The sequence below is a fragment of the Thioprofundum lithotrophicum genome, assembly GCF_055387065.1.
This window is the reverse complement of the sequence record NZ_AP042379.1, coordinates 245,886-258,731: the sequence shown is the minus strand read 5'-3', so window position 1 is coordinate 258,731 and position 12,846 is coordinate 245,886. Positions and strand designations below refer to the sequence as shown.

Here is a 12,846-nt window from a genome sequence, read left to right as displayed (position 1 = left end):
GCGTTCAGTCCTCGGTATAGGTGACACAGGCGCGGTCGGTCTCCCACAGCGTGATGGCGCGAACCGTCACCGTGTCGGTATTCAGGGCCTTCGACAGTTCGCCGTACAGCCAGGCGGCGATGTTCTCCGCGGTCGGGTTGATGCGGTCGAAGGGGGCGATCTCGTTCAGGTTGTAGTGATCCAGCCGGCCGATCACGTCCCGCGTGGCGGCCTTGATGACCTTGAAGTCCACGCCCATGCCGATGGCGTCGAGGGCGGTGGCCACCACTTCCACTTCCACTTTCCAGTTGTGACCGTGCAGGCGGCTGCAGGCCCCCTCGTAACCCCGCAGCAGATGGGCGGCGGCAAAATCCGTGAGGATTTTCAGCGTGTAACGTGGGGGCATGACAATACCTGATTAAAACGCTTGGACTTTAAGCCAGCGTGACGTGTTTGGCAAGGGGTTCGTGGTGCAGGAAGGCCTGGACGGCGCGGATTATAGCATCCGGTGTCAGGCCGGCCTCGGCCAGCAGCTCCTCGCGGCTGCCCTGTTCCTGGAAGCGATCCGGCAGGCCCAGGTTCAGCACCGGCACCAGCGCCTGTTCGGCCGCCAGGAACTCGTTCACCGCGCTGCCGGCGCCGCCCATGACCACGTTGTCCTCCACCGTCACCAGCAGGCGGTGGCTGGCGGCCAGCTCCCGCAGCAGGGCCTCGTCCAGCGGCTTGACGAAGCGCATGTTGACCACCGTGGCGTCCAGCGTCTCGCCGGCCTCCAGGGCCGGGGCCAGCACCGCGCCGAAGGCCAGCAGGGCCACTTCGCGGCCCTGGCGGCGCACCTGGGCCCGGCCCACGGGCAGGGTATCGAGGCTGGAGCCCACCGCGGCGCCGGGCCCCGTGCCCCGCGGGTAGCGCACCGCGGCCGGTCCGCCGTGAGCGAAGCCGGTGCTGAGCATCTGCCGGCATTCGGCCTCGTCGGCCGGAGCCATGATCAGCAGGTTGGGGATGGCGCGCAGGAAGCTCAGATCGAAGCTGCCGGCATGGGTGGGACCGTCGGGGCCGACCACCCCGGCGCGGTCGATGGCGAACAGCACCGGCAGGTTCTGCAGGGCCACGTCGTGGATGAGCTGGTCGTAGGCCCGCTGCAGGAAGGTGGAGTAGATGGCCACCACCGGCCTGAGACCGTCGCAGGCCATGCCCGCGGCCAGGGTCACGGCATGCTGCTCGGCGATGCCCACGTCGAAGTAGCGATCCGGGTATTCCTCGGAGAAGCGCACCAGCCCCGAGCCTTCGCGCATGGCAGGGGTGATGGCCACCAGTTGGGGATCGGCGGCGGCCATGTCGCACAGCCAGTCACCGAAGATCCGGGTGTAGGTGGGGCCGCTGGCCGGCTTCGGCTCCATCTTGCCCGATTCGGGATGGAAGCGGCCCACGCCGTGGTAGTCGCAGGGGTTTTCCTCGGCCGGCTCGAAGCCCTTGCCCTTGCGGGTGACGATGTGCAGGAACTGTGGTCCCTTGAGGGCGCGCAGGTTGCGCAGGGTGGTGATCAGGGTGTCGAGATCGTGGCCGTCGACGGGGCCGATGTAGTTGAAACCCAGCTCCTCGAACAGGGTGCCCGGCACCACCATGCCCTTGACGTGTTCCTCGGCGCGGCGGGCCAGCTCCCACATGGAGGGCATCACGCCGAGCACCTTCTTGGAGCCCTCGCGCATGCTGGCATAGAGGCGGCCGGAGAGGATCTTGGCGAAATAGTTGGACAGGCCGCCCACGTTGGGCGAGATGGACATGTCGTTGTCGTTGAGGATCACCAGCAGGTTGGCGTCCAGATCCCCGGCATGATTGAGGGCCTCGAAGGCCATCCCCGCGGTCAGGGCGCCGTCGCCGATCACCGCCACCACGCGCCGTTCGGAGCCGGCCTGGCGGGCGGCGATGGCCATGCCCAGGGCGGCGCTGATCGAGGTGCTGGAATGGCCCACGCCGAAGGTGTCGTAGGGGCTCTCGCCGCGCTTGGGAAAGCCCGCCAGGCCGCCGCGCTGGCGCAGGGTGGCCATGCGATCCCGGCGGCCGGTGAGGATCTTGTGGGGATAGCTCTGGTGGCCCACGTCCCACACCAGCCGATCCTCGGGGGTGTCGAAGACGTGGTGCAGGGCCAGGGTCAGCTCCACCGTGCCGAGCCCGGCGGAGAGGTGGCCGCCGGTGCGGCTGACCGAGCGGATCAGGAAGCGCCGCAACTCGTCGGCGAGCTGTTCCAGCTCGGCGACCGACAGGTTCCGCAACTGCGCCGGATCGTCGATGGCGAACAGCAGGGGAAAGTCGGCGGCGTCGGTCATGGCGGCGAAACGGCAGGCCCGGTGGGGAAACGTCTTATTCTATCACAGGGTGAAGGACGGCCCGGCTCAAGCGCCGCGGAGCCGGCAAAGGCGTTTTCCGCATCCCCTCCGGGTCAACCGCGGCGCTCCACGATGTAGCGGCCCAGCCAGCGCAGCATGTCGGCCGCCTCGCCCAGTGGCTCGAGGCTGGCCAGGGCGTCGCGGTAGAGGGTCTCGGCCGCGCGGCGGGCTTCCTCGAGACCGAGCAGGGCAGGGTAGGTGGCCTTGCCCAGGGCCTGGTCCACCCCCGGCTGCTTGCCCAGCGATTCGGCATCGCCTTCCACGTCGAGGATGTCGTCGCGGATCTGGAAGGCCAGGCCGATGCACTTGGCGAAGTGATCGAGCCGCTGCAGGGTGGGCGCGTCGCTGGCCGGGCTGCAGAGGGCGCCCAGGCGCACGCTGGCCCGGATCAGGGCACCGGTCTTGTGGATGTGCAGATCCTCCAGCTCGGCGATGTCCGGCGTCCGACCGGTGGCGGCCAGATCCATGGCCTGGCCGCCGGCCATGCCCCGGGAGCCGCTGGCCACCGCCAGCTCGTCGAGCATGGCCAGGCGCAGGCGTTCCGGAATGGCCGGATCCAGGCCCCGCGCCAGGACGTGGAAGGCCAGCGACTGCAGGGCGTCGCCGGCCAGGATGGCGGTGGCCTCGTCGAAGGCGCGGTGTACCGTGGGCTTGCCGCGGCGCAGATCGTCGTCGTCCATGGCCGGCAGGTCGTCGTGCACCAGGGAGTAGGCATGGATCAGCTCCACGGCCACGGCGGGCGCGTCGAGCCGCTCGGTTTCCACGCCGCAGGCCCGGCCGGCGGCGTAGACCAGCAGGGGACGGATCCGCTTGCCGCCATCGAGGGCGGCATAGCGCATGGCGGCGTGGAGGCGGGCGGGATTGAGGCTCTCGGCGGGCAGCCACTTTGCCAGGGCGCGATCGGCCCGTTCCCGCCACTTTTCGGCGAGGCTGGCCTCATGCATCGGCATCGAAGTCCGAAAGTGCCGTCTGGCCGCTCTTCTCGAGCAGGATCTGCACCTTCTGCTCGGCATCCTTCAGGGCACCCTGGCAGATCCGGAACAGCTCCACGCCCCGTTCGAAATCCTTGAGCGCGGTTTCCAGGGGCTGATCTCCGGCTTCCATGCGCTCGACGAGGGTTTCCAGCTCCTTCAGGGCGGTTTCGAAATCGACGGCTGCGGTCTTGGCGGCGGTTTTGCGGGCGGTTTTCTTGACCACGATCAGGGCATTCCGGCGGCGGGTATGGGAAAAGGCTGCAACGGTAGCGCAGGCGCCGGCCGATCGCAAACCCCCCACCCTTGTGAAGCGCTGACGTTGACACCATACAGGGTGTGCACTATAGTTTTCCCAGATTTTAGATTCATTCTAAATCTTGACCGCCTGCTCCGGCAGGCAATCCATCCATCATAACCATGAACAATGGGGGTAACTACCATGTCTCTGAAAGGATCCAAGACCGAACAGAACCTCAAGGACGCCTTCGCCGGTGAATCCCAGGCCAACCGCCGTTACCTGTACTTCGCGGCCAAGGCCGACGTGGAAGGCTACAACGACGTTGCCGCCGTGTTCCGCTCCACCGCGGAAGGCGAGACCGGCCACGCCCACGGCCATCTGGAATACCTGGAAGAAGTGGGTGATCCGGCCACCGGCCTGCCCATCGGCTCCACTGCCGACAATCTGAAGGCCGCCATCGCCGGCGAGACCCACGAATACACCGACATGTATCCGGGCATGGCCAAGACCGCCCGCGAGGAAGGTTTCGACGAAATCGCCGACTGGTTCGAAACCCTGGCCAAGGCCGAGCGGTCCCACGCCAACCGCTTCCAGAAGGCCCTGGACACCCTGGACGCCTGATCCGGCAAGGCGCGGAGGGAGCCGCTTCGCCGGTTCTCTCCGCACCGTCCTTGATTCCCCAGGAACAACGCTAAGGATATCTGAACATGGCAGCACCCCGCGAAGGCAGTCTCGAAGCACCCACCCGGCATCCGCTGGACTGGAAGAACCCGACCTTCTATGACCGTGAGGATCTGCTCAAGGAAATGGAGCGGGTCTACGACATCTGCCACGGCTGCCGGCGCTGCGTGAGCCTGTGCAACGCCTTTCCCACCCTCTTCGACCTGGTGGACGAGTCGGACACCATGGAAGTGGACGGCGTGGCCAAGGAAGACTACTGGAAGGTGGTCGAGCACTGCTACCTGTGCGACCTGTGCTACATGACCAAATGTCCTTACGTGCCGCCCCACGAATGGAACGTGGACTTTCCCCACCTGATGCTGCGCGCCAAGGCCGTGCAGTTCAAGGAGCAGGGCGCGCGTTTCCGCGACCGGCTGCTGACCGCCACCGACACGGTGGGCAGGCTGGCCGGCATCCCGGTGGTGGCGCCGGCCATCAACGCGGCCAACCGCAACCCCGGCATGCGCAAGCTGCTGGAAAAGACCCTCGAGGTCTCCGCGGAGGCGATTCTGCCCGAATACCATGCGGTCTCCCTGCGTGACCGCCTGCGCACCCATGCGCCGGCCATCGTGCCGCGCCCCGGCGAGAAGACCACCGGCAAGGTGGCCCTCTACGCCACCTGTTACGGCAACCGCAACGAGCCGGACATCGGCGAGGATCTGGTGGCGGTGTTCGAGCACAACGACATTCCCGTGACCCTGGTGCCGAAGGAGCGTTGTTGCGGCATGCCCAAGCTGGAACTGGGCGATCTCGACGCCGTGGAGGAGGCCAAGAACGCCAACGTCCCCGTCCTGGCGAAACTGGTGGACGAAGGCTTCGACATCGTCGCCCCCGTGCCCTCCTGCGTGCTCATGTACAAGCAGGAACTGCCCCTGATGTTCCCGGCCGATCCGGACGTACAGAAGGTGAAGGCGGCCATCTACGATCCCTTCGAATACCTCATGCTGCGCCACAAGGAAGGCTGGCTGAAGACCGATTTCAAGCTGTCGCTGGGCAAGGTGGCCTACCACGTGGCCTGCCACCAGCGGGTCCAGAACATCGGCATGAAGACCCGCGACGTGCTGCAACTGGTGCCCGATACCGAGATCGTGCCCATCGAGCGCTGTTCCGGCCACGATGGCACCTACGCGGTGAAGAAGGAGTTTCACGCCGTTTCCATGAAGATCGGCCGCCCCGTGGTCAACAAGGTCAAACAGATCGAACCCGATCACTACAGCAGCGACTGCCCCATGGCCGGTCACCAGATCGAAAACGGTCTGAAGGACGGCCGCCGCCCCGAACATCCGTTGACCCTGCTGCGCAAGGCCTACGGCATTTGACCCATTCAACCGAAGGAGAAGAAACATGGCCGCAACCGGACACAGTGAAGACGCCGGCAAGCTTCGCCAGGAAGTCCTCGACATGCACCGGGCCATCGTGTCCCTGATGGAGGAACTGGAGGCGGTGGACTGGTACAACCAGCGCGCCGACGTGTGCAGCGACCCCGAACTCAAGGCCATCCTCGAGCACAACCGCGACGAAGAGAAGGAACACGCCGCCATGCTGCTCGAATGGATCCGCCGCCAGGACGGCGCCTTCGACAAGGAGCTGAAGGATTACCTGTTCACCGACAAACCCATTGCCGATCTGGAGAGTCATCACCATGACTGACGCCGCCACTGCCGAACGCGCCAGCCACAAGCACGCCCTCAGGCCCGAGGATCTGCTGAGCCTGGAGGAGTACGACCGGCAGCGTGCCGCCTTCCGCCAGCGGGTCATGGCCCACAAGGCCAATCGCAAGGTGCACCTGGGCGAGCACGCCACCCTCTATTTCGAGGACCGGCTCACCATGCAGTACCAGATCCAGGAGATGCTGCGCATCGAGCGGATCTTCGAGCAGGAAGGCATCCGCGAGGAGCTGGCTGCCTACAACCCGCTGATTCCCGAGGGCCGCAACCTCAAGGCCACCTTCATGATCGAGTACGAAGACGTGGAGGAGCGCAAGCAGGCCCTGGCGAAGCTCATCGGCATCGAGGAGAAGGTCTGGATCCGCGTCGCCGGCTTCGACAAGGTCTATCCCGTGGCCAACGAGGATCTGGAACGCAGCACCGAGGAAAAGACCTCCTCGGTCCATTTCCTGCGCTTCGAATTCACCCCCGAGATGATCGAAGCCGCCAAGGCCGGCGCCGATCTCGCCGTGGGCGTGGAACACGAAAACTACCAGGCCACGGTCGACCCCCTGCCGAAAAACGTCCGCGATGCGCTGGTGGCCGACTTCGACTGAAGCCTTTGTTAGGGGGGCTGCAAAGAACACGGAGGACACGGAGACACGGAGAACACGGAGAGTTCTGATTGCCGGTGATTTGTTCTTGCCGTTGTTACAGAAACCCTTAACCCTGCATCAAGAAACTCCGTGCTCTCCGTGTCTCCGTGCCCTCCGTGTTCCTTCCACCGCAGCCGCTCGAAGCCGCCGCGCCGAAAGTGGTAAGATACCTCCTTCACCATGCCCCTGAACGGAACCACGGCCATCGATCGCACGCCCGTCATCGTTCCTCGTGAGGAACACTGCATCTCCCGTGCCGACATCAGCGAGTCGGCGCTGAAGGTGCTCTATCGCCTGCACAAGGAGGGGTACCAGGCCTATCTGGTGGGCGGCGGGGTGCGGGATCTGCTGCTGGGGCGCAAGCCCAAGGATTTCGACGTGGCCACCGACGCCACGCCCGAGGAGGTGCGGCGGATCTTTCGCAACTGCCGGCTCATCGGCCGGCGTTTCCGTCTCGCCCACGTCCATTTCGGCCGCGAGATCATCGAGGTGGCCACCTTCCGCGCCCCCCACACGGCCGGAGGCGCAGGGGAGGGGGTGACCGAAGACGGCCAGATCCTGCGCGACAACGTCTATGGCACCCTGGAAGAAGACGCCTTCCGCCGGGACTTCACGGTCAACGCCCTGTACTACAACATCGCCGATTTCTCCGTGGTGGATTACACCGGCGGGCTGGCCGATCTGGAGGCCGGGGTGCTGCGCTTCATCGGCGACGCCCGCACCCGGATCCTCGAGGATCCGGTGCGCATGCTGCGCGCGGCCCGCTTCGCCGCCAAGCTGGGTTTCTCCCTGGCGCCGGGCCTGCGCGAGCTGATCCTGGAACTGGGCGAGCGGCTCGACAACGTACCGCCGGCGCGGCTGTTCGACGAGGTGCTCAAGCTGTTCCACACCGGCCACGCCCTGCATTCCTACGAAGTGCTGCAGGATCTGGACCTGTTCGGCTACCTCTTCGCCCAGACCGACGAACTCATCAAGGAGGGCGACGACTACACCGACGCCTTCATCCGCCAGGCCCTGCACAACACCGACGAGCGAATCCATGCGGGCAAGGGCGTCAATCCCGCTTTCCTCTTCGCGGCCCTGCTGTGGGGGCCGGTGCACGACGAGGTGAAATACCTGCTGGCCGAGGGCATGACCGAGCTGCAGGCCCTGCAGGAAGCCGGCAACGAGATCCTCGCCGCCCAGCTCGAGCAGGTGACCATTCCCAAGCGTTTCAGCTTCCCCATGCGTGAGATCTGGACCACCCAGGCGCGCCTGCCCAAGCGCCAGGGCAAGCGGGCCTGGCGGCTGCTGGAACAGCCGCGCTTCCGCGCCGCCTACGATTTCCTGCTGCTGCGCTGCCAGGTGGGCGAGCCCATGCACGAGCTGTGCAACTGGTGGACCCTCTTCCAGGAGGCCGACGAGGCCGAGCGCCAGGCCATGGTCAAGGCCCTCGGCGGCGGCGAGGGCCGCAAGCGCCGGCGCAAGCGGCGGCGCAAGCCCCGCGCGGCGGCGGCCGATCACGGCTGAGATGCGCGCGCCGGTAGTGGCCAGCGTCGGGCTGGGCAGCAATCTCGACGACCCGATGGCCCAGGTTCGGCGGGCCTTCGCGGCGCTGGCCAATCTGCCCGAAAGCCGCCTGCTCGCCACCTCTTCCCTGTATCGCACGCCGCCCATGGGCCCGCCCGATCAACCCGACTACGTCAACGCCGCCGCCCTGCTCGAAACCCGCCTGGCCCCGCTGGCCCTGCTCGACGCCCTGCAGGCCATCGAAGCGGCGCAGGGTCGGGTGCGCGCCGAGCGCTGGGGGCCGCGCACCCTGGATCTGGATCTGCTGCTGTACGGCGAGGCCCGTATCGAAACGCCGCGCCTGACCGTGCCGCATCCCGGCCTGCCCGAGCGGGATTTCGTGCTGGTGCCGTTGAGGGAGGTCGCCGGAGACGATCTGCCGGTGCCCGGCCACGGCCGCCTGGGCGATCTGATCCCGGCAGAGGCCACTCTGGAGCGGATCGATGCCTGAGCAACCCGGTTTCATCGTCGTGGAAGGGCCCATCGGCGTGGGCAAGACCACCCTGGCGCGGCGCCTGGCCGACAGTTTCGGCTGCGATCTGCTGCTGGAGGGGGCCGAGGAGAATCCCTTTCTCGAACGCTTCTACCAGGACCCGCGCAGCGCCGCCTTCCAGACCCAGCTCTTCTTCCTGTTCCAGCGCGCCGAGCAGTTGCGCGCCCTGCGCCAGGGGGACATGTTCCGTCCCGTGCGGGTGGCCGACTTCCTGATCGAAAAGGACCGCCTGTTCGCCGAGCTGACCCTCGACGAGGAAGAGTTCAAGCTCTACGAGCAGGTCTATGCCCACCTCACCCTCGACGCCCCGCAGCCGGATCTGGTGATCTACCTGCAGGCCCCGGTGCCGGTGCTGCTGCAACGCATCGCCAGCCGCGGCCGCGGCTACGAACGCCCCATGCGCGCCGACTACCTGGAACGCCTGAGCGAGCGCTACACCGAGTTCTTCCACCATTACGACGCCTCGCCGCTGCTGATCGTCAACGCCGCGGAACTCGACTTCGCCCACGATCCGGACGATTATGCGCTTCTGCTGGAACGGATCCGCGCGATCCGCAGCGGCCGCCACTACTTCAACCCCGGGAGGCTGGAACTGTGAACGCGCCCGAGTCCCTGCCCGATGCCGCGGCCTTGCGCGCCATGAAGGCGGAAGGCCGCAAGCTGGTCATGCTCACCAGTTACGACGCCAGCCTCACGGTGCACTGCGAGAACGCCGGCGTGGACGTGCTGCTGGTGGGCGACTCCCTGGGCATGGTGATCCAGGGGCACGACTCGACCCTGCCCGTGACCGTCGAGCACATGATCTACCACTGCGCCTGCGTGGCCCGCCCCCGCCGCCGCGCCCTGCTGGCGGTGGACATGCCCTACCGCAGCTACGAGACGCCCGAGCAGGCCGTGGCCAACGCCCGCCGGCTGCTGGAGGAGGGCGGGGCGGACATGGTCAAGCTCGAGGGCGGCAGCGCCATCCTGCCCCGGCTCGAAGCCCTGCGCGACGCCGGGATCCGCGTCTGCGGCCATCTGGGCCTGCTTCCCCAGTCGGTGGAGGAGCTGGGCGGCTACCGGGTCCAGGGCCGCTCGCCGGAGGATGCCGAACGGATCCTCGCCGACGCCCGCGCCCTGGAGGCCGCCGGGGTGGAGATGATCGTCCTCGAATGCATACCCGCCGCCCTCGGCCGGCGGATCAGCGAAGCCCTGACCATCCCCACCATCGGCATCGGCGCCGGCCCCGACTGTGACGGCCAGGTGCTGGTGAGTTACGATCTTCTCGGCCTCACCCCCGGCCGCCGCCCCCGCTTCAGCCACGACTTCCTCAGCGAACAGCCCCCCGGCAGGGGCATCGCCGACGCCATTCATGCCTACGTCCTCGCCGTGCGCGAAGGCCGTTTCCCCGGCCCCGAGCATAGCTTCGAGTGAGGGTGAAGAAACACGGAGGGCACGGAGAGGCCTGAGACAATCGAGCCTTGCATGTCCCGTCCAAGCAAACGGCGGTACAATCCCGCTCACTGCATCCCCATTCCGAACCCGGCACGATCAACACCCTCTCCCCCCTGGGGGAAGGGCCGACACGATCGCACCCTCTCCCCCTTTGGGGGAGAGGGCCGGGGTGAGGGGGGAAAGGAAAACCGCCAAACCCACAACCACCCACCGCCATGAAATCCGTCATGCCCTTCCGACTGACCATCTTCTTCCTGTTCCCCCTCCTGGCCCTCGCGGCCTGTGCCGAGTGGGTGCCCCTGAAGCCCGGCGCCGAAGGGGTGCGGGTTGCCACTGCCGGCGAGGTGAAGCACTGCCGCCACGTGGGACGCACCATCGTCTCGGTGGCCGACGAGGTGGCGGGAGTCAGGCGCAATCCGCAGACCGTGGCCGCCGAACTGGCGCGCCTGGCCCGCAACCATGCCCCGAAACTCGGCGGCGACACCCTCGTGCCCGAAGGCCCGGTGAAAAATGGCGAACGGAGCTACAAGGTCTACCGCTGTCGCGGGACGGAGTAGGCTGCGCACGCGCCGCCGCGCCCCGCAACGACGCCATGCACATCGTCACCACCATCCCCGAAATGCAGGCCCGGGTCCGGCTGTGGAAACAGGCGGGCCTGCGCATCGCCTTCGTGCCCACCATGGGCAATCTGCATGCCGGACACCTGGACCTGGTGCAGGCGGCCCGCGAGGCCGCCGATCGGGTGGTGGTCAGCATCTTCGTCAATCCCCTGCAGTTCGACGAGGCGGAGGATTTCACCGCCTATCCGCGGACCCTGGAAGCCGATCTGGCCAGGCTGGCCGAGTGCCGCGTCGATGCCGTGTTCACCCCGGCGGAGGAGACGCTCTATCCACGGGGGCGGCAGGACATCACCTTCGTCGAGGTGCCGGGGCTGGGCGAAATCCTCGAGGGCGCCCACCGGCCCGGCCACTTCCGGGGCGTGACCACGGTGGTGGCCAAGCTGTTCCACATCGTGCAGCCCGAGGTGGCCGTGTTCGGCGAGAAGGATTTCCAGCAACTGCTGATCGTCCGGCGCATGGTAGCGGATCTCGATTTTCCCGTGACCATCCTCGCCCGGCCCACGGTGCGCGAGGCCGACGGCCTGGCCATGAGTTCGCGCAACCGCCGACTCGATTCCGGCCAGCGGCGGATCGCCCCCGCCCTGTACCGGGTGCTGCGCGAGACGGCCGAAGCGCTCTACCGGGGCGGCGAGCCGGCCGCGCTGGAGCGCGCAGCGATGGCGCGTCTGGAGGCCGCCGGCTTCCGGCCCGAATACGTGGCCATCCGTGCCGCGGCGGATCTCGGCCCGCCACGCCCGGGCGCCCCGGCCGTGGTACTGGGGGCGGCACGGCTCGGCCGCGTGCGCCTCATCGACAACGTGCGGATCGAAACCGTAACGGAATGAACGGCTTGCGCGGTGGGCCGACGCCGCGGTCCGTGATAAAATCGGCACTTCCTGATCACGACGGAAGCGTTCCGCCATGCTGACCACCATGCTCAAGGCCAAACTGCACCGCGCCCGGGTGACCCATTCGGAGCTGGAGTACGAAGGGTCCTGCGCCATCGACGGCCACCTGCTGGAGGTCTCCGGGATCCGCGAATACGAGCAGATCGAGATCTACAACGTCACCAACGGCGAACGCTTCACCACCTATGCCATCCGCGCCGAGGACGGCTCCGGCATCATCTCCGTCAACGGCGCCGCCGCCCACAAGGCCAACCCCGGCGACATCGTGATCATCTGCGCCTACGTCGGCCTCGACGCCAAGGAACTGGCCGCCCACCAGCCCAAGCTCGTCTATCTGGACGAGAACAACGAAATTACTCATACCCGCAACACCATTCCGGTTCAGGTCGCGTAGCAACCTGAACCGGAATGGTAAGGGACGAGGGCCAAGGGACGAGGTTGGACGGAAGCCGCCCTGGACGTTTACATCAAGAGCCGGGTGTGCTGGGTGAATTGAAACCCGAAATAAATCAACCAGATAATCCTCGTCCCTCGTCCCTCGTCCCTCGTCCCTCGTCCCTCGTCCCTCGTCCCTGTCTCGCGCCTCGCCGGGTTTCCCTGAAATCTTGCTTTTGCCCGGAAATCCGCTAATATGAAAGCAATCAATTACTCACAAAAGCACGAGACATGGGCAAACCCCACGAACAACGCCAGCAGGAGATCGTCGAGGCCGCCCTTGAACTGGCGGCCGAGCAGGGGGTGAAGAAGGTCACCACCCAGGCCATCGCCGATCGGGTGGGCATCGCCCAGCCCACCGTGTTCCGGCATTTCCCCAACCGTGACGCCATCTTCGCCGCCGCCATCGACTGGCTGGCCCGCGGACTGTTCGCCGCCCTCGGCGCCTTCTTCACCGGCAGCGGTCCGGCCGACGAGCGTATGCGGGCGCTGATCCACGCCCAGCTTGCTTTCATCGAACGCAACAAGGGTCTGCCGCGGATCCTCTTCTCCGATCGCCTGCATCTGGAGTCGCCGGTGCTCAAGGCGGCGGTGCAGCGCATCATGCGCCGCTACATGGAGCAGATCGCCAGCCTCGTGCGCGCCGGCCAGGCCGAAGGCCGCTTTCGTTCCGATCTGGACCCGGAGGTCACAGCCTGTCACGTCGCGGCGCTGATCCAGGGCACCGTCATGCGCTGGTCGATCTTCGATTTCGGCTTCTCCCTGGAGGACGAGGCCGAAACCCTGTGGGCGTTTCTCGCCCGTTCCCTGCGAGGGGAATGATTTTTTT

The 12,846-nt window shown here is 66.7% G+C and carries 16 protein-coding genes; 12 read left to right on the top strand and 4 right to left on the bottom strand.

Features of this window, described 5'->3' with window-relative positions:
- Positions 1–4 precede the first annotated feature (4 nt).
- The 4 genes from queD to xseB form a co-directional block, all read right to left on the bottom strand.
- Positions 5–385, bottom strand: coding sequence for a 6-carboxytetrahydropterin synthase QueD (gene queD / locus ACZ5BH_RS01190; protein ID WP_464890101.1), 381 nt, complete (start codon positions 383–385; stop codon positions 5–7).
- Positions 386–413: 28 nt separating this feature from the next.
- Positions 414–2,306, bottom strand: coding sequence for a 1-deoxy-D-xylulose-5-phosphate synthase (gene dxs, locus ACZ5BH_RS01185; RefSeq protein ID WP_464890100.1), 1,893 nt, complete (start codon positions 2,304–2,306; stop codon positions 414–416).
- A 113-nt stretch (positions 2,307–2,419) separates the two neighbouring features.
- Positions 2,420–3,316, bottom strand: coding sequence for a (2E,6E)-farnesyl diphosphate synthase (ispA, locus tag ACZ5BH_RS01180; protein WP_464890099.1), 897 nt, complete (start codon positions 3,314–3,316; stop codon positions 2,420–2,422).
- Positions 3,303–3,563 carry an exodeoxyribonuclease VII small subunit gene (gene xseB, locus ACZ5BH_RS01175; protein ID WP_464890098.1) on the bottom strand — a complete coding sequence of 87 codons (261 nt, stop codon included), beginning with the start codon at positions 3,561–3,563 and terminating at the stop codon, positions 3,303–3,305. The genes ispA and xseB overlap by 14 nt, the downstream gene beginning before the upstream one ends.
- A gap of 216 nt (positions 3,564–3,779) precedes the next feature.
- On the opposite strand from xseB, the gene ACZ5BH_RS01170 reads away from it, so the two are divergent.
- The 12 genes from ACZ5BH_RS01170 to ACZ5BH_RS01115 all read left to right on the top strand — a co-directional run bounded on the left by ACZ5BH_RS01170 (position 3,780) and on the right by ACZ5BH_RS01115 (position 12,839).
- Positions 3,780–4,199: a rubrerythrin family protein gene (locus ACZ5BH_RS01170; RefSeq protein ID WP_464890097.1), complete on the top strand. Its 420-nt coding sequence runs from the start codon at positions 3,780–3,782 to the stop codon at positions 4,197–4,199.
- Between the two features lie 86 nt (positions 4,200–4,285).
- A complete protein-coding gene (locus tag ACZ5BH_RS01165; RefSeq protein WP_464890096.1) occupies positions 4,286–5,617 on the top strand; it encodes a heterodisulfide reductase-related iron-sulfur binding cluster in 1,332 nt (443 codons plus the stop codon).
- Positions 5,618–5,642: 25 nt separating this feature from the next.
- The gene (locus ACZ5BH_RS01160) at positions 5,643–5,948 is read left to right on the top strand and encodes an encapsulin-associated ferritin-like protein (protein WP_464890095.1); all 306 of its coding nucleotides are present in this window, start codon (positions 5,643–5,645) and stop codon (positions 5,946–5,948) included.
- The gene (locus ACZ5BH_RS01155) at positions 5,941–6,561 is read left to right on the top strand and encodes a DUF3501 family protein (RefSeq protein ID WP_464890094.1); all 621 of its coding nucleotides are present in this window, start codon (positions 5,941–5,943) and stop codon (positions 6,559–6,561) included. The genes ACZ5BH_RS01160 and ACZ5BH_RS01155 overlap by 8 nt, the downstream gene beginning before the upstream one ends.
- Before the next feature lie 219 nt (positions 6,562–6,780).
- Complete coding sequence (gene pcnB, locus ACZ5BH_RS01150; protein WP_464890093.1) at positions 6,781–8,109, top strand: polynucleotide adenylyltransferase PcnB; 1,329 nt, start codon at positions 6,781–6,783, stop codon at positions 8,107–8,109.
- Between the two features lies 1 nt (position 8,110).
- Positions 8,111–8,599, top strand: a complete 489-nt coding sequence (gene folK / locus ACZ5BH_RS01145; protein ID WP_464890092.1) for a 2-amino-4-hydroxy-6-hydroxymethyldihydropteridine diphosphokinase — start codon at positions 8,111–8,113, stop codon at positions 8,597–8,599.
- Positions 8,592–9,239 (top strand): deoxynucleoside kinase, encoded by a 648-nt coding sequence (locus tag ACZ5BH_RS01140; protein WP_464890091.1) that lies wholly within the window; start codon positions 8,592–8,594, stop codon positions 9,237–9,239. Before folK ends, ACZ5BH_RS01140 begins: the two co-directional genes overlap by 8 nt.
- Before the next feature lie 41 nt (positions 9,240–9,280).
- Positions 9,281–10,054: a 3-methyl-2-oxobutanoate hydroxymethyltransferase gene (gene panB, locus ACZ5BH_RS01135; RefSeq protein WP_464891236.1), complete on the top strand. Its 774-nt coding sequence runs from the start codon at positions 9,281–9,283 to the stop codon at positions 10,052–10,054.
- Between the two features lie 248 nt (positions 10,055–10,302).
- Positions 10,303–10,632 (top strand): DUF4156 domain-containing protein, encoded by a 330-nt coding sequence (locus tag ACZ5BH_RS01130; protein ID WP_464890090.1) that lies wholly within the window; start codon positions 10,303–10,305, stop codon positions 10,630–10,632.
- 35 nt (positions 10,633–10,667) lie between these two features.
- Positions 10,668–11,519: a pantoate--beta-alanine ligase gene (panC, locus tag ACZ5BH_RS01125; RefSeq protein ID WP_464890089.1), complete on the top strand. Its 852-nt coding sequence runs from the start codon at positions 10,668–10,670 to the stop codon at positions 11,517–11,519.
- A 76-nt stretch (positions 11,520–11,595) separates the two neighbouring features.
- The gene (gene panD / locus ACZ5BH_RS01120; protein ID WP_464890088.1) at positions 11,596–11,976 is read left to right on the top strand and encodes an aspartate 1-decarboxylase; all 381 of its coding nucleotides are present in this window, start codon (positions 11,596–11,598) and stop codon (positions 11,974–11,976) included.
- A gap of 272 nt (positions 11,977–12,248) precedes the next feature.
- Positions 12,249–12,839: a TetR/AcrR family transcriptional regulator gene (locus ACZ5BH_RS01115; RefSeq protein WP_464890087.1), complete on the top strand. Its 591-nt coding sequence runs from the start codon at positions 12,249–12,251 to the stop codon at positions 12,837–12,839.
- Positions 12,840–12,846 lie beyond the last annotated feature (7 nt).